The sequence below is a fragment of the Streptomyces nitrosporeus genome, from assembly GCF_008704555.1.
GTDB lineage: Bacteria > Actinomycetota > Actinomycetes > Streptomycetales > Streptomycetaceae > Streptomyces > Streptomyces nitrosporeus.
Window position 1 is genome coordinate 3,131,865 of record NZ_CP023702.1, and the last position, 21,097, is coordinate 3,152,961.

Below are 21,097 nucleotides of genomic sequence, written 5' to 3' on the forward strand. Positions count from 1 at the left end.
ACCCCATGGCGTGCGGGCGCGCCGCCCGGCAGGCTGGTCACATGACCATGACCCCTCCTCCGCCGGACACCGACCGGCCGCCGGCCGCGCGCTTCGCCTTCGACCGGTGGACGTGGAAGGAGATCGCGCATCTCCTCGCCGATCTCCCCATGGCGCTCGCCGGTTTCGTCTACACCGTTTTCCTCGTCGGGGTGGGCGCGGGGCTCTCCGTCACCGTGGTCGGCCTGCCGCTGCTCGCGCTGGGGCTGCGGGGGGCGCGCGTGCTGGGCCGGGCCGAGCGCGGCCGGGCACGCGGGATGCTGGGGGTGCGGATCGACGAACCGAGCCCCATGACGCGCGGCCGCCGGGACCGGGGCTTCTTCCCCTGGCTGTGGTCGGGGCTCAAGGACCCCGTGGGCTGGCGGACGTTGCTGTACTGCTTCATCCGTCTCCCCTGGGGCGTGGTGACCTTCGCGGTGACGCTGGTGGGGCTGTTCGTCCTGTGGCCGGTGCTCCCCTTCATCGTGCGCGGGCTGGCCAACGCGGACCGGGCGATGGTACGGGGGCTGCTCTCGCCCTCCGACGAGCTGGAACGCCGCATCGCCGAGCTGGAGTCGGACCGGGGGGTGGTGGTGGACACCGCCGCCGCCGACCTGCGCCGTATCGAACGCGACCTGCACGACGGCGCCCAGGCCCGCCTCGTCGCCCTCGCCATGGGTCTCGGGCTCGCCAAGGAGAAGTTCCTCGACGATCCGGAGGCCGCCGCCCGCATGATCGACGAGGCCCACGGGGAGGTCAAGGTCGCCCTCCAGGAACTCCGCGACCTCGCCCGCGGCATCCACCCCGCCGTCCTCACCGACCGGGGCCTGGACGCGGCCCTCTCCGCCATCGCCTCCCGCTGCACCGTCCCGGTGACGGTGACGGTGCAGTTGTCCGCCCGCCCGGCGGAGGCCATCGAGGGCATCGCGTACTTCACCGTCTCCGAGCTCCTCCAGAACGTCAGCAAGCACAGCCGCGCCCGCACCGCGGCGGTCGAGGTGTGGCGGACCGGGGAGCGCCTGATGCTCCAGGTACGGGACGACGGCCGCGGCGGCGCCCGGATGGAGGGCGGTACGGGCATGGCCGGGCTCGCGGAACGCCTGGGGGCGGTCGACGGGGTGTTCGTCCTGGACTCCCCCGAGGGCGGCCCGACCACCGTGACCGCCGAACTGCCGTGGCGCGACCGCCAGGACGCCCCCGCCAAGGGCTCCCCTTCCCGTTCCAGGAGAAGCACCGCCGGCAAGGGCGCCCGTACGTGACCACCGGGCGCGGCGGACACCCCGCACGCGCCCCCGCACGCGTCCCCGTCGTGCCCCTGCCGCGCCCGGCCCGCGCCGGGCGCGCCACCCTCTGCTCGCGCCCCCTCCGCGCTCCGGCGCCCGGCGGGGGGGGCGTGAGCGTGACAGGTGCCGTACGCCCCGCGCGTACGGCACCTGTCGCACGTCTTGGACCGCCGTGAGCGCCGGGGTGGGGAAAACCCCCGGACGGATACGGAGACCGCCCTCATGGCGCCGGCCCCCTCCGGACAGCACCCTTGGGTCATCAGGCAGAACCTCGGACATCAGCCGTCGTATCGGCGCGGGAAGTCCCCGCCAGGAAGAAACGGACGCCACTCATGGCCACGGCATACGGACCGGACACACGGGACCAGTACCGGCCCGGCGACGGCGCGGGCAGCCGCCCCCCGGCCGGGCGTACGAAGCACTTCCTCCCGGCGGCACTGCGCGCGCCGGTCGAGGCACGGGCCTGGGGCGAGCTGGGATACCTGCTCCTGAGCCTGCCGATCAGCGTGGTGCTGTTCACCTTCGCGATCACGATGATGTCGCTGGGGCTGGGCCTGCTGATCACCTTCCTCGGCATCCCGGTGCTCGCCGCCGCCCTGGCGGGCTGCCGTGGTTTCGGCGCGCTGGAGCGGGCCCGGGCGCGTGGACTGCTCGGGCTGGAGGTCGCGGACCCGGAGCCGGCGCGGGGCCGGACGGGCGGCCTGATGTCCTGGGTCGGCGCGATGCTGAAGAGCGGGGCGTCCTGGCGCCACCTGCTCTACGCGGTGCTGCACTTCCCGTGGGCCACCTTCGCGTTCACCGTCGCGGTGACGTTCTGGGCGACGGGCTGGACGGCCTTCACCTACCCGCTGTGGCACTGGGTCTTCCCGGCGTTCGGGGAGAACGGCGGCATCCAGCTGTACGGCGACGGGACCCACCAGGTCTACCTCGACTCCCCCTTCGAGGTGGCGGTGACGTCCGCGCTCGGTCTGGCGGTCGTCATGGCCACCCCGTGGATCGTGCGCGGCCTGACCTGGGTGGACCGGCTGATGGTGCTCGGCCTGCTCGGCCCCTCCCGGCTGGCGACACGGGTCTCGGAGCTGGAGTCGGACCGGGGGGTGGTGGTGGACACCGCCGCCGCCGACCTGCGCCGCATCGAACGCGACCTGCACGACGGCGCCCAGGCCCGCCTCGTCGCCCTCGCCATGGACCTCGGGCTCGCCAAGGAGAAGCTCGCCGACGACCCCGACGCGGCCGCCCGCATGGTCGACGAGGCCCACGGGGAGGTCAAGGTCGCCCTCCAGGAACTCCGCGACCTCGCCCGCGGCATCCACCCCGCCGTCCTCACCGACCGGGGCCTGGACGCGGCCCTCTCCGCCGTCGCCTCCCGCTGCACCGTCCCGGTCAAGGTAGAGGTGGACCTGGAGGCCCGGCCCGCCCAGGCCATCGAGGGCATCGCGTACTTCACCGTCTCCGAGCTCCTCCAGAACGTCAGCAAGCACGCCCGTGCCACCCGGGCGTCGGTCGACGTCTGGCGTGCGGCGGACCGGCTGATGCTCCAGGTCACCGACAACGGGCGGGGCGGAGCCGACGCCTCCTCGGGCAGCGGTCTGGCCGGGCTCACCGAGCGGCTGGACGCCGTGGACGGCATCCTCGTCGTCGACTCCCCGGTCGGCGGCCCGACCACCGTCACCGCCGAGCTCCCCTGGCGCGGCTGACGCCCCTCCCCGCAGGTCCTCCGCGCCACCTGTGCCCCGGCCCCGTCCCGACGGCGGCCGGGGCACCTCCGCGTGTCCGGGCACCGGCAGCCCCCCACGCGCCCAGTCCCAGGCCCCGGCACCGCCCCCGGCCCGGCGCGCGGAGGGGCCGGGGCCGGGAAGATCCGGGTCCGTACCGTCCGGGCACCGGGATACTGGGATGCTGGACGTCCAGGGCGGCGCCCCGGCGGCGTCGGAACGCCGCCTCCGGGGCGCGTGCCACGGGTACCGGCCGTGAAGAGGACCGTTTTGACCAGTGGGGGAAACAGCGTCGTGGAGGACAGGGTGCGCGTCGTCATCGCCGAGGATTCGGTACTGCTCCGGGAGGGGCTGACCCGGCTGCTGACCGATCTCGGGCACGACGTCGTGGCGGGGGTCGGGGACGCCGAGGCCCTGATCAGGACGGTGGACGACCTGGCGTCCCGGGACGCGCTGCCCGACGTGGTCGTCGCCGACGTACGGATGCCTCCCACCCACACCGACGAGGGGGTCCGGGCCGCGGTCCGGCTGCGCAAGGAGCACCCGGGCGTCGGGGTGCTGGTGCTCTCCCAGTACGTCGAGGAGCAGTACGCCACCGAGCTGCTGGCCGGCAGCAGCCGGGGCGTGGGCTATCTGCTGAAGGACCGGGTGGCCGAGGTCCGGGAGTTCGTGGACGCCGTGGTGCGGGTGGCCCAGGGCGGTACGGCCCTGGACCCGGAGGTGGTGGCCCAGCTGCTGGGACGCAGCCGCAAGCAGGACGTGCTGGCGAACCTCACCCCGCGCGAGCGGGAGGTCCTCGGTCTGATGGCCGAGGGAAGGACGAATTCCGCGGTCGCCAAACAGCTGGTGGTGAGCGACGGCGCCGTGGAGAAGCACGTCAGCAACATCTTCCTGAAACTCGGCCTCGCCCCCAGCGTGGGTGACCACCGGCGAGTTCTCGCCGTTCTCACCTATCTCAACTCCTGAGTACGCCGTAGACAGCCCTGAGGTTCCCCGCCGAGCATGTCCGGAAAGCGCCGCTACGCCCTCCCCGTACGGTGATCCACCGGAAGTGAGGCAATACCCCAGTCCTACGACCGAAGGTGGAGCGGAGAAGAGGTTTCGGCGCCGGCCACGGGCCTTGTGACGTGCGGCGAAGCCTGCGGAATCCATGACGTGGAATGGATGCCCGCCATATGATCGGTCCGAGGAAGGCCACCCTTACAGAAGTAGGGTGGCCTTGGACCGCCGGCGGGCCGGCCGGTCCCGAGCCGCCGCCCCGAGGGAGGTCCAGTTCAGTGACCAGTCAGGTCAGTAGCCCAGCCGGAAAGACCGACGAGGCCAGTGAGGCTCTCGTCGGGGAGCAGCGTGTCCCCCGATCCGGACCCGAGGGTGCCATGGACAAGGAGATCCGTCGCCTGGACCGGGTGATCATCCGCTTCGCGGGCGACTCCGGCGACGGTATGCAGCTGACCGGCGACCGGTTCACATCGGAGACGGCGTCCTTCGGGAACGACCTGTCGACGCTGCCGAACTTCCCGGCCGAGATCCGGGCACCCGCCGGGACGCTGCCGGGGGTCTCGTCGTTCCAGCTGCACTTCGCGGACCACGACATCCTGACGCCGGGCGACGCTCCGAACGTCCTGGTGGCGATGAACCCCGCCGCGCTGAAGGCGAACATCGGCGACGTGCCGCGCGGCGCCGACATCATCGTGAACACCGACGAGTTCACCAAGCGCCCCATGGCGAAGGTCGGATACGAGACCTCTCCCCTGGAGGACGGCTCGCTGGAGGCGTACAACGTGCACCCGGTGCCGTTGACGACCCTGACGATCGAGGCGCTGAAGGAGTTCGGACTTTCCCGCAAGGAAGCCGAACGGTCGAAAAACATGTTCGCGCTCGGCCTGCTTTCCTGGATGTACAACCGTCCGACCGAGGGCACGGAGAAATTCCTCCGGTCGAAGTTCGCCAAGAAACCGGCCATCGCCGAGGCGAACGTGGCCGCTTTCCGGGCGGGCTGGAATTTCGGTGAGACCACCGAGGACTTCGCGGTCTCCTACGAGGTGGCCCCCGCCTCACAGGCTTTCCCGACGGGCACCTACCGCAACATCTCCGGAAATCTGGCCCTCTCCTACGGGCTGATCGCGGCGGGCCGGCAGGCGGATCTGCCGCTCTATCTGGGTTCCTATCCCATCACCCCGGCTTCCGACATCCTCCATGAACTCAGCCGCCACAAGAACTTCGGTGTGCGGACATTCCAGGCGGAGGACGAGATCGCGGGCATCGGGGCTGCCCTGGGCGCGGCCTTCGGCGGGTCCCTCGCGGTGACGACGACCTCCGGGCCGGGGGTGGCGCTGAAGTCGGAGACGATCGGCCTGGCGGTCTCCCTGGAGCTGCCGCTGCTGATCGTCGACATCCAGCGCGGTGGTCCGTCCACGGGCCTGCCGACCAAGACGGAGCAGGCCGACCTGCTCCAGGCGATGTACGGCAGGAACGGCGAGGCCCCGGTCCCGGTCGTCGCCCCGCGTACGCCCGCCGACTGCTTCGACGCGGCGCTGGACGCGGCGCGGATCGCCCTGACGTACCGGACGCCGGTGTTCCTGCTCTCGGACGGTTACCTGGCGAACGGCTCGGAGCCCTGGCGGATCCCCGAGACGGACAGCCTGCCGGATCTGCGGACCCGGTTCGCGACCGGTCCGAACCACGAACTGGCCGACGGCACCGAGGTGTTCTGGCCCTACAAGCGTGACCCCGAGACGCTGGCCCGCCCGTGGGCGGTCCCCGGCACCCCGGGCCTGGAGCACCGGATCGGCGGCATCGAGAAGCAGGACGGCACGGGCAACATCTCCTACGACCCGGCCAACCACGACTTCATGGTCCGCACCCGGCAGGCGAAGATCGACGGCATCGCCGTGCCGGAGCTGGAGGTCGACGACCCGGCCGGCGCGGACACGCTGGTGCTGGGCTGGGGTTCGACGTACGGCCCGATCACCGCGGCGGTCCGCCGGCTGCGGGCGTCCGGACAGCCGATCGCCCAGGCGCACCTGCGGCACCTCAACCCCTTCCCGGCCAATCTCGGCGAGGTGCTGGAACGTTACGGGCGGGTGGTCGTCCCGGAGATGAACCTGGGCCAGCTCGCCACCCTGCTGAGGGCGAAGTACCTGGTGGACGTGCAGAGTTACACCCAGGTCAACGGGATGCCCTTCAAGGCCGAGCAGCTCGCCACCGCCCTCAAGGAGGCCATCGATGCCTGACACCAACGAACTCCTCCAGCTGGTCCCCAAGGCCGAGGGCAAGCAGTCCATGAAGGACTTCAAGTCCGACCAGGAGGTGCGCTGGTGCCCCGGGTGCGGTGACTACGCGGTCCTCGCGGCGGTGCAGGGCTTCATGCCCGAGCTGGGGCTGGCGAAGGAGAACATCGCCTTCGTCTCCGGCATCGGCTGCTCGTCCCGTTTCCCGTACTACATGAACACCTACGGGATGCACTCCATCCACGGCCGCGCCCCGTCCATCGCGACGGGCCTGGCGACCTCCCGGCGGGACCTGTCGGTGTGGGTGGTCACCGGGGACGGTGACGCGCTGTCCATCGGCGGGAACCACCTGATCCACGCCCTGCGCCGCAACGTCAACCTGAAGATCCTGCTGTTCAACAACCGGATCTACGGTCTGACGAAGGGGCAGTACAGCCCCACCTCGGAGCTGGGCAAGATCACCAAGTCGACGCCGATGGGGTCCCTGGACGCGCCGTTCAACCCGGTCTCGCTCGCGCTCGGCGCGGAGGCGTCCTTCGTGGCGCGGACGGTCGACTCCGACCGCAAGCACCTGACGAGCGTGCTGCGGGCCGCGGCCGACCACCCGGGCACCGCGCTGGTGGAGATCTACCAGAACTGCAACATCTTCAACGACGGCGCCTTCGAGGTCCTCAAGGACAAGGAGAAGGCCGAGGAGGCGGTCATCCGTCTCGAACACGGCCGCCCCATCCTGTTCGGTGCCGACGACTCCAAGGGGGTCGTGCGCGACCCGCTCACCGGGGACCTGGAGGTCGTCACCGTGACCGAGGAGAACCGGTCCCGGATTCTCGTCCACGACGCGCACAACCCGAGCCCGACCACGGCGTTCGCGCTGTCCCGGCTCGCCGACCCCGACACGCTGCACCACACCCCGATCGGTGTCCTGCGCAGCGTGGAGCGCCCGGTCTACGACGCCCTGATGTCCGAGCAGCTGGACGCGGCGGTCGAGCAGCGGGGCAAGGGCGACCTGGGTGCCCTGCTGGCCGGGAACGACACCTGGACCGTCGTCGGCTGACCAGGCGGCCGGCCCCGCCCGCGCGGGCGAAGCCCGGAGCGTCCCCGGAGGGGGTCAGCTCCGGGCTTCGTCGTATGCGGCGCGCGCCGCCTCGACCGCGTCCAGCCTCTGCTCCGACCAGCGGGCCAGCGCCCGGACCTGGCCGGCGGCCTCCCGGCCGAGCGGGGTCAGCGCGTAGTCCACGCGGGGCGGGATGACCGGCTTGGCGTCCCGGTCGACGAAGCCGTCGCGCTCCAGCGTCTGAAGGGTCTGGGCCAGCATCTTCTCGCTGACGCCGCCGACCGCGCGGCGCAGCTCGCTGAAGCGGTAGGAGCGCTCCATCAGCACGGCCAGCACGAGCACACCCCACCGGCTGGTGACGTGTTCGAGGACCAGCCGGGAGGGGCAGTTCTGCCGGTTGACGTCCGGGCGCCGGCCACCCAGTTCGTCCAGGATGCTTACTGTCATACCAGTACCTTACTTCAAAGTGGGTACTTTCCCAGAGTTAGTACCTCTCCTAGGGTGAGTGAAGACCGCCCGTACACAGGAACAGCGCACCCAGGAGAGAGACCCATGAGCATCGTCGTCACCGGCGCCACCGGCGCACTCGGCCGCCTCGTCATCGAGCGGCTGCTCGCGACCGTCCCCGCGGACCGGATCGCCGCGGTCGTCCGCGACAAGGAGAAGGCCGCACCGCTCGCCGCCCTGGGCGTGGAGCTCCGCATCGCCGACTACGACCGGCCCGGGACGCTCGCCGGCGCCTTCCGTGCCGGTGACCGCGTCCTGCTGGTCTCCGGCAGCGAGGTCGGCAAGCGGGTCGCCCAGCACACCGCCGTGATCGACGCCGCGAAGGCCGCCGGGGTGGCCCAGCTCGCCTACACCGGGGTGCTGGGCGGGCCGGACGCCGACTTCCTGCTGGCCGCCGAGCACAAGGTGACCGAGCAGCTCGTCCTCGACTCGGGGCTCCCCCACACCTTCCTGCGCAACGGCTGGTACACGGAGAACTACACGGCGAACCTCGCCCCGGTCCTGGAGCACGGCGCCGTGGTGGCCAACGCGGGCGACGGGCGGGTCGCCTCCGCGACCCGGGCGGACTACGCCGCGGCGGCGGCCGCGGTGCTGACCGGCGAGGGCCACCTGGGCGCGGCGTACGAGCTGAGCGGCGACGTCGCCTGGTCGCTGGAGGAGTACGCCGCCGTGGTCGCGGCGGCCACCGGCAAGGAGATCGCGTACCGGCGGGTCCCGGCCGCCGTGCACCAGGAGATCCTCGTCGGCGCCGGTGTGCCCGAGCCCTTCGCCGCGATCCTCGTCGACGTGGACGAGGCCATCGCCCGCGGCCGGCTCGCCGGGACGAGCGGGGACCTGGCCCGGCTCATCGGCCGGCCGACGACCCCGCTCGCCGACACCGTGGCCTCGGCGGTCGCCGCCCTCTGAGGGGTCCGGGCGGCACGGGGCCGGCCGCCTGTCATGACCGTATCCATGAGACGGCCATGACAGGCTGCTGTTCCGGCGCTACCGTCGTGCAGTGGGCCGACCGCCGGCCGAGGAGTGCCGGGAGGGCCCGTGAAGGGGAAGAACGAGCAGCGGGCAGGTCTGCTGTACGGAATAGGCGCGTACGGGATGTGGGGGCTGGTCCCCCTGTTCTGGCCGCTGCTGGAACCGGCGGGGGCGGTGGAGATCCTCGCCCACCGGATGGTCTGGTCGCTGGGTGTCGTGGTGATCGCCCTGCTCGCCCTGCGCCGCTGGGCGTGGGTACGCGAACTGGCCGGGCAGCCGCGGCGGCTGGCCCTGATCACGGTGGCCGCCGCCGTCATATCCGTCAACTGGGGCCTGTACATCTGGTCCGTCAACAACGGCCACGTCGTCGAGGCGTCACTCGGTTACTTCATCAACCCGCTGGTCACCATCGCCATGGGCGTGCTCCTGCTCGGCGAGCGGCTGCGGCCCGCGCAGTGGGCGGCGGTGGCGACCGGTTTCGCCGCGGTGCTGGTGCTGGCGATCGGCTACGGGCAGCCGCCGTGGATCTCGCTGGTCCTGGCGTTCTCCTTCGCGACGTACGGGCTGGCGAAGAAGAAGGTCGGCATGGGCGGCCTGGAGTCGCTGGCCGCCGAGACCGCCGTACTGTTCCTGCCCGCCCTCGGCTTCCTGCTGTGGCTCGGCGCGCGCGGCGAGTCGACGTTCGGTTCGGGCGCGGGCCACGCGGCCCTGCTGGCCACCACGGGCCTGGTCACCGCGATCCCGCTGATCTGCTTCGGCGCGGCGGCGATCCGGGTCCCGCTGTCGGTGCTGGGACTGCTCCAGTACCTGGCCCCGGTCTTCCAGTTCGGGCTGGGCGTCCTGTACTTCCACGAGGAGATGCCGCCCGAGCGCTGGGCCGGCTTCGGCCTGGTGTGGGTCGCGCTGGCCCTGCTGACCTGGGACGCGCTGCGGGCGGCCCGGCGCAACCGGAGCGAGGCGCTGCGCCTGGCGGCCCTGGCCGCCGGAGCGACCCCGGACGACACGGCGGCCCCCGGCGACACGGCGGCGCCCCCGGACGGCACGGCGGCACCCGGTGGCACGGCGGCTCTCCCGGACGACACGGCCGCCCCCGGTGACACGGCGGCCCCCTCGGACGACACGGCCGCCCGCCGTACCGAAGCCCCCTCAGGCTGAACGCACCCGCCCGGCGGACTCCAGCACCGCGGCCAGAAAGCGGCGCACCGTCTCCAGTTCGTCCGCCTCGAACCCCTCCGCGGCCGCCACCACCTCACCGATCACCGGCCCGAAGAAGCTCCACCCGAGCTCCGTGGCCTTCTCCTCCACGTCCAGCAGGACGCGCCGCCGGTCGGCCGTGTCCCTGCTGCGCCGGACCAGTCCGAGCCGCTCCAGCCGGTCCACCAGGGCGGTGGTCCCGGCCGAGTTCAGGCGCAGCTGCTCACCGAGCCACCCGGGGGTGGCCCGGGTACCGGCCCGCGCCGCGTCCAGCAGGTGGATCAGGGCGCGCACATCGGTGGGGTGCAGCCCGTGGCGCGCGGCGAACTCGGCACCGAGCAGGTCGAACTCCACGGTGACCGCGCGCAGTGAATGGACCAGCTCCATCACCGGGTTCCGACCGTCCATGCATACTCCTCGGGCTCATGCGTAATATCTCGCCGAACGAGATTATCGTCCAGCGAGAGGAATGCCGGTGCCCCGGTCCGCCTTCGACCTTGCCTACGACGAACTCCGCGCACGCTGGCCCGAGTCCACCGAGGACCGTGACGTCGCCACACCGTACGGGCCCACCCGGGTCCATGTGTACGGTCCGCGGGACGGCAGCCCGCTGGTGCTGCTGCCCGGCGGCTCCGCCACCGGCCTGGTCTGGTTCGCCAACGCCCCGGCCCTCGGGAAGCGGTACCGCATCCACGCGGTCGACCTGCTGGGCGACGCCGGCCGCACCGAACGCCGGGGCACACCGCTGAAGAGCGCCGAGGACCTCACCGCCTGGCTGGACGCGCTGCTGGACGGACTCGGACTCTCCCGCACACACCTGTGCGGACACTCGTACGGCGCCTGGCTCGCCGTCAGGTACGCGCTGCACGCGCCCTGGAGAGTGGACCGCCTCGCCCTCGTCGACCCCACCCAGGTCTTCGCCGGGTTCCGCCCCGGCTACCTGCTGCGCGCGCTGCCCTCCCTGCTCCGCCCGAGCGAGGCCCGCGCCCGCGCCTTCCTGGCCTGGGAGACGGCGGGCACCCGCCCGGACGGGGCCTGGCAGCGCCTCTACGCGCTGGCCACCACCGTCCCCGGCCGCAAACTGATCGCCGGCGGCCGTCCGCCGGTCTCCGGCCTCTCCATGCCGGTCCTGGTCCTGCTCGCGGAACACAGCCTCACCCACCGCGCCGCCGAGGTCGCCGACCGGGCCCGCCGGGCGCTTCCCCGGGGCGAGGTGGCCCTCCTCCCGGGAGCCACCCACCACTCCCTGCCGCTCACCGCACCGGAGCAACTGGACGACCGGCTGACGGACTTCCTGGGCTGACGGTCCTGGCGGGCGGATCTCCCGTTCCGGCGGTCCCGGCGGAAGCGCCTCACGCCGACCCGCCGGGACGGCACGGAGCCGGGACGGCACGGAGCCGGGACGCGCGACCCGGGCCCGGCAGACCGGGGCGTACGGACGGTGCACATCAGACCGGCAGATCCCAGCCCGGCCCGTCCTCGGTTCCGAGCCACACACGCTGACGAGCGGGCGAGACCGTGATGCCGAAGCCCTCCTGGTGCGGCTCGCCCGCAGACTTCCAGTACCGCACCGCCTGTTCGACCCGGTCCCACAGACGTTCGGGCCCGCGCTGCACGACGGTCCACCCGCCTCCAGGAGCGGGCGCCGTCCGGGCCTGTGAACCGGTGGCCACATCCCAGAGAACCTGTTCCGCACCCGCCCCCATGCGCTCAGCCGACGCAGCCGCCAGCTGGGCGACCCAGCCGCCGGTCCACGTGTCCAGTTCCGCGGGGTCGATCCGGCTCGGACGCTCTTCTCCCGGCAGCAGGGCCAGCGTCGGGCGAGGCGGCCGGTCGTGGGGCCGGGCGATCATGAAGCTGGTGCAGCCCGGCAGGAACCGGCCTGTGGCTTCTCCCGGGCCGGTCACCTCCAGCAGCACGAGAGCATTGGCGTAGCACCAGCCGGACAGAGTGACCAGGATCTTCCCCCCGGGCTTCACCTGGTGGAGCCACGGAAGCGGGATGTACCGGACCGAGCACGTGGCGATGAGCCGGTCGTACCGCTCCCCGTCCGGGTCGCCGCGAAGGCCGTCACCGATGATCAGCCGAGGAGCGAATCCGGCGGCCTTGAGCGCCGCGGAGGCGGCCCCGCCCACCACAGGGTCGTATTCGATGCTGGTGAGGCCCGCGTCCCCGAGGCGGTACGCGCCAAGAGCGGTCGAGTAACCGGTGCCCGTACCGATCTCCAGCACCCGGTGCCCGGGCTCGGCGCCGAGCTGGTGCCACATACGCAGCACCAGGGACGGCAGGGTGGACGACGACGACGGAGAGCCGCTCACGGTGCCGTCGGTCACGTCGCCGGGGCGGGTCCGGCCGTCGAGCTGGGTGATCAGCGTCTCGTCGGAGTAGACCCCCTCCAGCCATCCGGGCCCGCCCTCGTGGACGGGGCGGTACCTGGTCGGGACACTGCCCGCCACAGGCATGAAGTAGGACCCCACGAACAGCTCCCTGGGGACGGACCCGACCGCGTCACGCCACACGGTTCCCACGAGGGTGCCGTCCTCGGCGAGTCTGTCCGCCAGAGCTGCGCGAAGACCGTTCGGTGTGCTCACGTTTCGGGACCCTTCTCCAGCTGGTCGGCGAGGGCACGTGCGATCGCCGCGGTGGTTCCCGCCGGCTGCCACGCCCACTGGCCGTTCGGATTGCACTCAAGGAAGTACCAGTCGCCGGCAGAGGTGACGGCGAAGTCGAACGCCCCGTATGCCAGCCCTAGTCCAACGGTGTAGGCGGCAATCGCACGCGCGATCGTGCCGGGCACCTCGACCGGTGTGCATGTCATCAGGTTCTGACGGCGACGCCAGTCGAGATCGGGGCTGTCGATCCTGACACCGAACACTCGGTCCCCCACCGCGGTCACCCGCGCGTCAAACGCCTTGCCCACCTTGGCCTGGAACATGTGCGGGCAGACGGAAACAGCGTCGGTGACCTCATGCCCGCGCACCTCCCGGACCCATACGCTGTGTGGCTGTCCGTCCACCCGGTAAGCCGTGTTCCACAGTGGTTTGTAGACCGCGCCACTGTCTGTGCTGTCAATGAACCCACGTGCTTCGCGCGGGTCGTCGGTGATCAGCGTGTCGGGCAGAAGGAATCCTGAGCGCTGGGCAACCGAAAGCTGAACGGGCTTGGACTCGGCCGCCCTGTTGTTCCACGGATGGTTGACGTAGTGAGCACCTGGCAGTGACGCGAGTACCCCACCCGTACCCCACGAAGACTGCTCGGCGGCGAAACGCCGGTCCTGACCGCTCAGCCCTGCCGGCCCTTCGTAGGGCGATGGTCTGCGCACCCAGACAGACCGCACCCGGGCGATGTCCAGCTCCCGGCTCGACGTGCGCAGCATGCCTCGCTGAACACCGCTTCGGTATGCGGCGGTCAGCGAGGCATCCGTATGCAGGTCGGCGCCAGGATCGAAACGCGCCACAGGGACACGCCGTTCGGCAAGCAGCCTCAGCACCACGTCCGCTGTCACGTCGTAGACGTTGGTGAGCACCAGAACCGGCCTGCTGTCGCCCATCAGTCGGAGTTCTGGTCCTGGTCGTACGACTCGGTACTGTCCGTGTCGGTCGCGCCGCCCGGGCCGGACCCGTCACCGGGCATGGTCGTGGTGGGTGTCAAGCCACTCGTGCTGGTGCCGTGGCTACCCCATTCGACCGTCCGGCCGTCCTCGTCCACGACGACCGCGATCTGCGTCTCAGGACCGATTACGGGCGTGTACTCCGGGACTGTGGCGGTGGCCACATACGGCCCCATCCGTCGCGTGCCCCATGGTGCGGGCGTATGCGTCATCTTTTCCGCTCCTCTGATTCGTGGCGACGCCGAAGCGGGCGGGCCGGCCCGGAAGCCGAGCTGTGCGCCCCACCCCGGCCTACCCGGCCTGTCCAGGTGCGGACCGGTCGGATTTTCGACACCCTCCCCGAGCAGAACGGGCGTCGGCCCGTACCAGGGAGAGCAAGCCTCACGCGAAGGCAGTTCTCAACCGCCTTCGCCCCCGGCCGGGTCCGCGATCTCCCACTCATGGCCGGGCGGATGGTTCGCGAACAGGCCGCACGCCTCCCCGGCGCCGTCCGGCACGGGACACCAGCGCAGCGGCAGGAGCCGGGAGCGGCGCTCGTCCCAACGGGCCCACACCGCAACCTCGTCCGCGTCGTCGTCCCACAGCATCTGGGCGTGGTCGCCGTGGTGCCCCGCTCCGAGTTCACACCGGACGGAGGCCGGCCGGGCGTCCTCCAGGAGAGGTACGAGCGGCCCCGGGGGCGCGATCAGGGTGGTGGCGGTGCATCGCGCCATGGCTTTCTCCTCACGAACGGCGTGCTCACTCATGGCCCCTGCCAGCTCCGTGTCCGGCTCCCACGCCCTCACCACACCGGGCCGTCAATCCGCATGGTCCACGGACGGGTGGTCCGCCCGGAGAACCGGACGTGCTCCCGGCCGGCCTCCCCGTGCCCCCACGCCCACCGCTTCACAGCACCCGCCCCTCACTACGGGCGTTGCACCGGGCGTTCTCCGCCCTCAGCCGCTCTATGCGATCCGCGGGACGCACCCGCTCCGGCTCCGCCTCCCACTCCGCCCCGCCACTGACCGGCCGCAACGACCAGTACGGGCCCGCGACCCCTCGGAACTCACCCACCCGGCCACCGTGCCCGGTGTCCACGACGAGCGTTCCGACGGCCGGGGGACAGGGGAAGTCCGCTTCCTGTCCGCCCGTGGGCCCGTTTCGCACAGACATGACCGCTCCTCTCCGTAGCGACTCGACTACCAAGAGGCTCCAGCATTGACCTACAGTCGAGCGTATTCAACGTTCGAGAAACGGAGGACACGTTGGTCAACCGCAATGAGCTGAACCCGGACGCGGGGCCGGAAGCGGCGTACGGCGCACGCTTACGCACCACACGCGAGGCGCGTGGCTGGACCCAGGACGACCTCGGGGAACGGATCGGGTACTCCGGGCGTCACGTCTCAGGGGTCGAAAACACCCACAAACCGCCAACCCGCCGATTTTCAATCGCTGCTGACGTCGCGTTCGGGACCGAGGGGACGACTGATTCGTTCGAGCGCGAGTGGCGCGAGATGCGACACGGGGTGTTGCTCCAGGGATTCCCGGAGTACGTCGATCTCGAAGGCCGGGCGGCGGAGATCAAACTGTTCGAATCGGGCTTGATCCCCGGCCCGCTCCAGACGCGGGAGTACGCACAGGCGTTGGCCGACAGTGCGGTGACACGGGATGTCATCTCGCGAGAGCAGGCGGATGAACGGGTCTCGCTTCTCATGGGGCGCCAGGCGGCGTTGGTGCGTCCTGCGCCACCCCTGGTGGTCGCGGTGCTGGACGAAAGCTGTGTGCGGCGGCCGGTCGGCGGGGCCAAAGTCATGGACGCGCAGTTTCAGCATCTGATCGACTTCGCCGCACAGTCGAACACCATGCTTCAGCTAGCGCCTTACAGTCTCGGTGAACACCGCCCCTTCGATCGGGCAGTAAATCTGCTGACGTTGCAAGACCGATCCGTGGTGTCCTATGTGGAGTCCGAGACACAGGGAAGCCTGGACCGGGAACTGGCCTCTGTATTGCCGCTGGTGAGGGCCTACCATCAGTTGCAGGCCATATCTCTGTCGCAGACAGCTTCCGTGGATCTGATCCACGAGCTACGAAAGGGCATCCTGTGATGACCGACGTTCACCCCTCTTCCTGGATCAAGTCCTCCTACAGCAACAACGGTGGCACCTGTGTCGAGTGGGCTCCGGCGTACGCGGTCGCCACCGGCGCTGTTCCGGTCCGCGACTCCAAGAACCCGGACGGCCCGGCTCTGACCGTTGCAGCCAACGCCTTCACCGCCTTCGTCACCGGCGTCAAGTCCGGACACCTCGGCACCGTCTGAGCACGCGGCTTCAACCACCGGCCCCCTGACCAGTTCAGACACGAAAGGGCACCCCGTGACGACCGAAACCCCCCGCTGGCACAAGTCCTCGTACAGCAACAACGGCGGTAGTTGCGTCGAGGTCGCCGCCAACCTCATCGGCCCGCACGGCACCGTCCCCGTCCGCGACTCCAAGGACCAGGGCGGCCCGGTGCTGACGTTCCCCGCCGTAGCGTTCTCCTCCTTCGTCGCCGGTCTGCGGGCCGGAGAGTTCGGCGCCGTCTGAGTTCCCCGCCCCGGTGTCGCCCCGCCATGCCGTCCGGCGCGGTGGGGCTCACCGCAGCCCAGGGGGGTAACGGGCCTCCCTGGAAAGGGAATTCAGGATCCTTACCGTCGTCGCAGGTCAGCGCGGTACGGCCGGAGGCCGTTCTCCATAGGCTGATCCCATGGTCACGCCACCCGACTTCACCCTCGTCGCCACGGACCTGGACGGCACCCTGCTGCGTTCCGACGACACCGTCGGACCCCGCTCCCGCGCGGCCCTCGTCCGCGCCGAGGCGGCGGGGGCACGCCATCTGGTCGTCACGGGACGGCCGGTGCCCAACATACGCGGACTGCTCGCGGAACTCGGCCACACCGGGGTCGCGGTCTGCGGCCAGGGCGCCCAGCTGTACGACGCCGGGGCGGGCCGGATGCTGAGTTCGGTGGCCCTGGACCGTGAGCTGGCGCGGACGGCGCTGGGGAAGATCGAGGCGGAGACGGGGCCGGTCGCGGCGGCCGTCGACCAGGACGGGCCCGACGGGCTGACCCTGATCGAGCCGGACTACCGGATGCCGCACGCCTCCCTGCCCGCGCGACGGGTCGGCTCCCGGGACGCCTTGTGGGCGCGGCCCGTCATCAAGGTCCTGGTACGCCACCCGGAGCTGTCGGACGACGAACTGACCGCCGTGGCCCGGGGGGCGGTGGGGGATCTGGCCACCGTCCAGATGGCGGGGCCCGGCACGGTGGAGCTCGCGCCCCACGGTGTCGACAAGGGCACCGGCTTCCTGCTGGCCGCCGAGGTCCTGGGCCGGGACCCCGCGACGGCCGTCGCCTTCGGCGACATGCCCAATGACCTGCCGATGTTCCGGCTGGCCGGCCACGGGGTGGCGATGGCGGGCGCCCACCCCGAACTGAGGGCCGCCGCCGACGAGATCACCCTGTCGAACGACGAGGAGGGCGTGGCGGTCGTCCTGGAGCGTCTCTTCGGCTGAAAATCGCTCCCACTTTGCCCGCGTCCACGCATATGCTGCGTACGCAACTAATCGCCGGACGCGGGTAACAGGAGTCATCATGACATCGCGCACCTTCCTCTTCCTGCTCGGCAGCGGCCGCGCCGACGGGAACACCGAGGCACTGGCCCGGCTCGCCGCCGAACAGCTCCCCGCCGGGACCCGGCAGCACTGGCTGAGCCTGCGGGACCTCCCCCTGCCCGAGTTCGAGGACCTGCGCCACCCGGTGGGCCGCCACACCGAGCCCACCGGCCATGCGGCCACGCTCCTGGAGGCGACCCTCGCCGCCACCGACGTGGTGATCGTCTCCCCGCTGTACTGGTACTCCGTGACCTCCTCCACCAAGCGCTACCTGGACCACTGGTCGAGCTGGCTGGAGGTGCCCGGCATCGACTTCGCCGCGCGCATGGCGGGGAAGACGCTGTGGGGGGTCAGCACCCTCGCGGACGACGACCCGTCGGTGGCCGAGCCGCTGACCGGGACACTGCGCCACTCCGCGGGGTACCTCGGGATGCGGTGGGGCGGCACGCTGCTGGGGAACGGCAGCCGGCCCGGCGACGTGCTGTCCGACACCGGGGCGGTGAACCGGGCCAAGACCTTCTTCAGCTGATGTCCGGCTCCCGGCCGCCGCCCGCCACCGCGCCCAGCGCGCGCAGCACATGGTCCACCAGGGCGGCGACCGTGGCCTCGTCGTGGGGCGGCTTGCACAGGATGTGCCGGTAGTAGACCGGCCCGTAGAGCATCTCCACCGCCAGCGGCAGGTTCGCGCCGGCCGGTATCCACCCCTGGCGCTGTGCCTTCCGCAGCCGCTCCTCGGCCGCCGCGAAACGCGGCCCGACCAGCTGCTCCTGGACCGCCTCGGCCAGGGCGCCGTCATGGTGCAGCTCGGAGAGTATGCCGGCGTAGGCCGGGCCGTACGGCGGTGTGGAGGCCACCCGCACCGCGCTGTTGATGTGGGTACGGAGGTCGGACGCGATGTCGCCGGTGTCGACGAAGGGCGTGGCACCGATGAAACCGTCGGTGAACGCCTCCAGCAGGACGGCGCCCTTCGACGGCCACCACCGGTAGATGGTCTTCTTGCTCACACCGGCGCGGGCCGCGATGGCCTCGACGGTGACCCGGCCGTACCCCTTCTCCGTGCACAGCTCCAGAGCGGCCTCCAGCGTCGCCCGTCGTGACCTCTCGCTACGGCGCTGGGAACTCGGCGAAGTGATCATTCGGTGAGCATAGGGGTATACCGGCCGTTCTTTGTTGACAGTTCCTCGCACGAAGTCGAACAATGGCGTGGCAGAAACGGAACGTACCGTGTCGCTACGTTCCGTGCCTACACCGTTCGTGCCGTTCGTGCCGCGACGAGCCGATCGGGGGACGGCTCGACCGGCCGACGGCGCGGCGGCTCCGGCCCCCTCCCCTCCCCCGCCCCGTCCCGCGTACAGCCGGACGCCCCGGGTGCCCCGCACACACGTCGCCCCGCCGTACGGGACACGTACGGCGGGGCGTGTGCTTCCAGAGGTCCTACTTCGCGGCGTCGGCCGCCTTCACCAGCGCGTCCTTGGTGACGGCACCGACATAGACCGTGCCGTCGTCGGTCAGCAGCGCGTTGACCAGGCGGGTCTTGAAGACCCTGCCCGAGCCGAAGTCACCGGTGACCTTGTCGCCGAACGCGTCCAGCAGGCCCTGCGCCTCGGCGGGCAGGGAGTCCAGGCCCTCGGTGGGCAGCTTCGCGCCCCCGGGCGCCTCGATCTCGGCGACGGCCGTCCAGCCCTCGCCGATGACGTTCGGGCCCTCGAAGCCGCCCAGTGCGGCGGCGAGGTCGTCCTGGGCCTCTTCCCCGTGCTCGCCGGCCCGCTCCTCCAGCTCGTCGGCCTCGGTCACCTTCGCCCCCTCGGGCGGGGTGAAGGAGAAGGAGGACGCGGCGGGCTTCGCGAAGTCGACCTGGGTGAACCTCACGTCCACCACGGCCTTCCCGCCGTCACTCGCCGCCAGGGTGAACTTCAGCGGTACGCCGTTCTCGGCGTCCACCGCGATCCTGACGGAACCGACCGTCGAACCGGACTGCTTCGGCTCGATGAGCAGCTGGTACGCGTCGCGGCCGGCCACCTGGGCCGTGCCGTCGACCGTGACGGACGTGGTGGCCCCGGCCGCTTCGAGCACCTGGCCGGCGAGCTCCTTCGGGGTGGCCGGCAGGCCCTCGGGCCGGTCCTGCCCGCCCTTGTGGCCGTCCCCGGCCCCCTCGGAGCGCGCGTGGTAGACCTCGTCGCTCCCGCTGTCGTGGGCCCAGACGTCGTCGCCGTTGTGGACGAGGCTGTACTCCGAGCCCTCGCCCACGATCGTCAGCCGCTGCCGGTCCGGGCCGTCGGCCGCGACCCGGAGCGTGTGCGTACCGGAGGCGAGTTCCGTCAACTTGGCCTCGGGGGCGGCGCTCGACGCGGAGCCGTCGCCCCGGCCCCCCGGTGCGAAGGACCCGGCGAGGCCGGCGAAGGACGGCAGGCCGAGGTCGGTGCTGATCTTCAGGGTGCCGGAGAGCTGCTGCTCGTCGGAGGCCGCGATCTTCTCGACGAGCTCCTGCGCGGTGATCTCCGGCAGCTCCGGGTCGCCGGAGTCGGCGAGCGCCGGGACGAGTCCGATCGTCGCCGCCGCGATCCCCGCCACCGCGACCGGAACGATGTAGCGGGCCGCCTTCCGGCGGCCCACGACGGGGGCCGTGGACTTCCCCGTGGTCTCCACGCTGTCGTTCGGTGCCATGTGTGCTCTACCTCCGTGGTCGGCGGCTGCCATCCCGTTGCGCTCGCCCACTTCCCGCCGCCCTTCTCACCCGATGTGGTCGGAAGTGGTTGTCCACCATCTGACCAAACCGGGCGGCGGAAGGCGTCACCCCCCGGAAGCAACTCCTCCTACCTCTACGGGATGAGACGGCGGAGGGGTCCCTCAGGGTCAGCCCGCGCGGTGCACCACGGCGTCGCACAGTTCTTCGAGCGCCGACTTCGCGTAGCACTCGGGCAGCGGCGCCAGCACGGCCCGCGCCGCCTGGGCGTAGCGGACGGTGTCCCGCCGGGCCTGCTCCAGCGCCGGGTGGGCGCGCAGCAGGCGCAGGGCCTCGGTGAGGCGCTCGTCGTCCTCCAGGTCCCCGGCGAGCAGTTCCACGAGCGCCAGGTCCGCCGGCAGGCCCTCGGCCGCCGCGCGGGCGCGCAGGTGGAGGACGGGGAGGGTGGCGATGCCCTCGCGGAGGTCGGTGCCGGGGGTCTTGCCGGACTCGTGGGAGTCGGAGGCGATGTCCAGGACGTCGTCGGCGAGCTGGAAGGCCATGCCGAGCCGCTCGCCGTACTGCGTGAGGATGTCGGTGACCGACTCGTCGGCGCCCGACATCATCGCCCCGAACCGCCCGGCCACGGCGACCAGCGAACCGGTCTTGCCGCTGAGCACCTCCATGTAGTGGTCGACCGGGTCGCGTCCGTCGCTGGGACCGGCGGTCTCCAGGATCTGACCGGTGACCAGCCGCTCGAACGCCTCGGCCTGGACCCGTACGGCCTCCGGCCCGAGGTCGGCCAGGATGTGCGAGGCGCGGGCGAAGAGGAAGTCCCCCGTGAGGACCGCCACGGAGTTGCCCCAGCGGGCGTTGGCGCTGTCCACCCCGCGGCGTACGGCGGCCTCGTCCATCACGTCGTCGTGGTACAGCGTCGCCAGGTGCGTCAGTTCGACGACCACGGCCGCGGGGACGACGCCCGGGGCGTCCGGGTCGCCGAACTGGGCCGCGAGCATCACCAGCAGCGGGCGGAACCGCTTGCCCCCGGCACTGACGAGGTGCTGGGCGGCCTCCGTGATGAACGGCACCTCACTCTTGGTGGCGTCCAGCAGCCCGGCCTCGACAGCGGCCAGACCGGCCTGGACGCCGGCCTCAAGAGCCTGGTCGCGCACGCGCAGTCCGAACGGCCCGACGACGGTCACGAGGGGATCTCCTGTCTGCTGACGAT

23 protein-coding genes are annotated in these 21,097 nt (G+C 71.5%); 13 read left to right on the forward strand and 10 right to left on the reverse strand.

Features of this window, described 5'->3' with window-relative positions; all coding sequences use genetic code 11:
- Nucleotides 1-41 precede the first annotated feature (41 nt).
- From CP967_RS13725 to CP967_RS13745, 5 genes are all read left to right on the forward strand, one after another.
- Nucleotides 42-1,277: a sensor histidine kinase gene (locus CP967_RS13725; RefSeq protein WP_150488258.1), complete on the forward strand. Its 1,236-nt coding sequence runs from the start codon at nt 42-44 to the stop codon at nt 1,275-1,277.
- Between the two features lie 356 nt (nt 1,278-1,633).
- Nucleotides 1,634-2,998: a sensor histidine kinase gene (locus CP967_RS13730; RefSeq protein WP_150488259.1), complete on the forward strand. Its 1,365-nt coding sequence runs from the start codon at nt 1,634-1,636 to the stop codon at nt 2,996-2,998.
- Nucleotides 2,999-3,322: 324 nt separating this feature from the next.
- Nucleotides 3,323-3,982 (forward strand): response regulator transcription factor, encoded by a 660-nt coding sequence (locus CP967_RS13735; RefSeq protein WP_150491835.1) that lies wholly within the window; start codon nt 3,323-3,325, stop codon nt 3,980-3,982.
- Nucleotides 3,983-4,293: 311 nt separating this feature from the next.
- Nucleotides 4,294-6,249, forward strand: coding sequence for a 2-oxoacid:acceptor oxidoreductase subunit alpha (locus CP967_RS13740; RefSeq protein WP_150488260.1), 1,956 nt, complete (start codon nt 4,294-4,296; stop codon nt 6,247-6,249).
- Nucleotides 6,242-7,300, forward strand: a complete 1,059-nt coding sequence (locus CP967_RS13745) for a 2-oxoacid:ferredoxin oxidoreductase subunit beta (RefSeq protein ID WP_150488261.1) — start codon at nt 6,242-6,244, stop codon at nt 7,298-7,300. Before CP967_RS13740 ends, CP967_RS13745 begins: the two co-directional genes overlap by 8 nt.
- Before the next feature lie 54 nt (nt 7,301-7,354).
- Here CP967_RS13745 and CP967_RS13750 read toward each other — a convergent pair whose 3' ends face one another.
- Nucleotides 7,355-7,747: a winged helix-turn-helix transcriptional regulator gene (locus CP967_RS13750; RefSeq protein WP_150488262.1), complete on the reverse strand. Its 393-nt coding sequence runs from the start codon at nt 7,745-7,747 to the stop codon at nt 7,355-7,357.
- Nucleotides 7,748-7,852: 105 nt separating this feature from the next.
- Here CP967_RS13750 and CP967_RS13755 point away from each other — a divergent pair, with 105 nt between their 5' ends.
- Complete coding sequence (locus CP967_RS13755; RefSeq protein ID WP_150488263.1) at nt 7,853-8,713, forward strand: SDR family oxidoreductase; 861 nt, start codon at nt 7,853-7,855, stop codon at nt 8,711-8,713.
- A 129-nt stretch (nt 8,714-8,842) separates the two neighbouring features.
- Nucleotides 8,843-9,931: an EamA family transporter RarD gene (gene rarD, locus CP967_RS13760; protein ID WP_150488264.1), complete on the forward strand. Its 1,089-nt coding sequence runs from the start codon at nt 8,843-8,845 to the stop codon at nt 9,929-9,931.
- Here rarD and CP967_RS35110 read toward each other — a convergent pair.
- A complete protein-coding gene (locus tag CP967_RS35110) occupies nt 9,923-10,378 on the reverse strand; it encodes a MarR family winged helix-turn-helix transcriptional regulator (protein ID WP_150488265.1) in 456 nt (151 codons plus the stop codon). The two genes, rarD and CP967_RS35110, sit on opposite strands and share 9 nt — an antisense overlap.
- A gap of 61 nt (nt 10,379-10,439) precedes the next feature.
- On the opposite strand from CP967_RS35110, the gene CP967_RS13770 reads away from it, so the two are divergent.
- The gene (locus tag CP967_RS13770) at nt 10,440-11,273 is read left to right on the forward strand and encodes an alpha/beta fold hydrolase (protein WP_150488266.1); all 834 of its coding nucleotides are present in this window, start codon (nt 10,440-10,442) and stop codon (nt 11,271-11,273) included.
- Nucleotides 11,274-11,418: 145 nt separating this feature from the next.
- Here the strand turns inward: CP967_RS13770 and tgmC are convergent, their stop codons facing one another.
- From tgmC to CP967_RS13795, 5 genes are all read right to left on the reverse strand, one after another.
- Nucleotides 11,419-12,561, reverse strand: coding sequence for an ATP-grasp peptide maturase system methyltransferase (gene tgmC, locus CP967_RS13775; protein WP_150488267.1), 1,143 nt, complete (start codon nt 12,559-12,561; stop codon nt 11,419-11,421).
- A complete protein-coding gene (tgmB, locus tag CP967_RS13780) occupies nt 12,558-13,520 on the reverse strand; it encodes an ATP-grasp ribosomal peptide maturase (RefSeq protein WP_150488268.1) in 963 nt (320 codons plus the stop codon). Before tgmB ends, tgmC begins: the two co-directional genes overlap by 4 nt.
- Nucleotides 13,520-13,792: a putative ATP-grasp-modified RiPP gene (gene tgmA, locus CP967_RS13785; protein ID WP_150488269.1), complete on the reverse strand. Its 273-nt coding sequence runs from the start codon at nt 13,790-13,792 to the stop codon at nt 13,520-13,522. Before tgmA ends, tgmB begins: the two co-directional genes overlap by 1 nt.
- A gap of 186 nt (nt 13,793-13,978) precedes the next feature.
- Nucleotides 13,979-14,293, reverse strand: coding sequence for a hypothetical protein (locus CP967_RS13790; protein ID WP_150488270.1), 315 nt, complete (start codon nt 14,291-14,293; stop codon nt 13,979-13,981).
- 172 nt (nt 14,294-14,465) lie between these two features.
- Nucleotides 14,466-14,732 (reverse strand): hypothetical protein, encoded by a 267-nt coding sequence (locus CP967_RS13795; protein WP_150488271.1) that lies wholly within the window; start codon nt 14,730-14,732, stop codon nt 14,466-14,468.
- 92 nt (nt 14,733-14,824) lie between these two features.
- Here CP967_RS13795 and CP967_RS13800 point away from each other — a divergent pair, with 92 nt between their 5' ends.
- From CP967_RS13800 to CP967_RS13820, 5 genes are all read left to right on the forward strand, one after another.
- On the forward strand, nt 14,825-15,664 hold the full coding sequence (locus CP967_RS13800; protein WP_150488272.1) for a helix-turn-helix domain-containing protein: 840 nt from the start codon (nt 14,825-14,827) through the stop codon (nt 15,662-15,664).
- The gene (locus CP967_RS13805; protein ID WP_150488273.1) at nt 15,664-15,876 is read left to right on the forward strand and encodes a DUF397 domain-containing protein; all 213 of its coding nucleotides are present in this window, start codon (nt 15,664-15,666) and stop codon (nt 15,874-15,876) included. The genes CP967_RS13800 and CP967_RS13805 overlap by 1 nt, the downstream gene beginning before the upstream one ends.
- Nucleotides 15,877-15,931: 55 nt before the next feature.
- Nucleotides 15,932-16,141 (forward strand): DUF397 domain-containing protein, encoded by a 210-nt coding sequence (locus CP967_RS13810; RefSeq protein ID WP_150488274.1) that lies wholly within the window; start codon nt 15,932-15,934, stop codon nt 16,139-16,141.
- Between the two features lie 160 nt (nt 16,142-16,301).
- The gene (locus tag CP967_RS13815) at nt 16,302-17,108 is read left to right on the forward strand and encodes an HAD family hydrolase (protein ID WP_150488275.1); all 807 of its coding nucleotides are present in this window, start codon (nt 16,302-16,304) and stop codon (nt 17,106-17,108) included.
- A gap of 79 nt (nt 17,109-17,187) precedes the next feature.
- Nucleotides 17,188-17,736, forward strand: a complete 549-nt coding sequence (locus CP967_RS13820; protein WP_150488276.1) for a flavodoxin family protein — start codon at nt 17,188-17,190, stop codon at nt 17,734-17,736.
- Here the strand turns inward: CP967_RS13820 and CP967_RS13825 are convergent.
- The 3 genes from CP967_RS13825 to CP967_RS13835 all read right to left on the reverse strand — a co-directional run bounded on the left by CP967_RS13825 (nt 17,729) and on the right by CP967_RS13835 (nt 21,071).
- On the reverse strand, nt 17,729-18,343 hold the full coding sequence (locus tag CP967_RS13825; RefSeq protein ID WP_150488277.1) for a TetR/AcrR family transcriptional regulator: 615 nt from the start codon (nt 18,341-18,343) through the stop codon (nt 17,729-17,731). The two genes, CP967_RS13820 and CP967_RS13825, sit on opposite strands and share 8 nt — an antisense overlap.
- A gap of 298 nt (nt 18,344-18,641) precedes the next feature.
- On the reverse strand, nt 18,642-19,871 hold the full coding sequence (locus CP967_RS13830; RefSeq protein ID WP_150488278.1) for a LolA family protein: 1,230 nt from the start codon (nt 19,869-19,871) through the stop codon (nt 18,642-18,644).
- Between the two features lie 189 nt (nt 19,872-20,060).
- Entirely contained in the window at nt 20,061-21,071 is a 1,011-nt protein-coding gene (locus tag CP967_RS13835; RefSeq protein WP_150488279.1) for a polyprenyl synthetase family protein, read from the reverse strand.
- Nucleotides 21,072-21,097 lie beyond the last annotated feature (26 nt).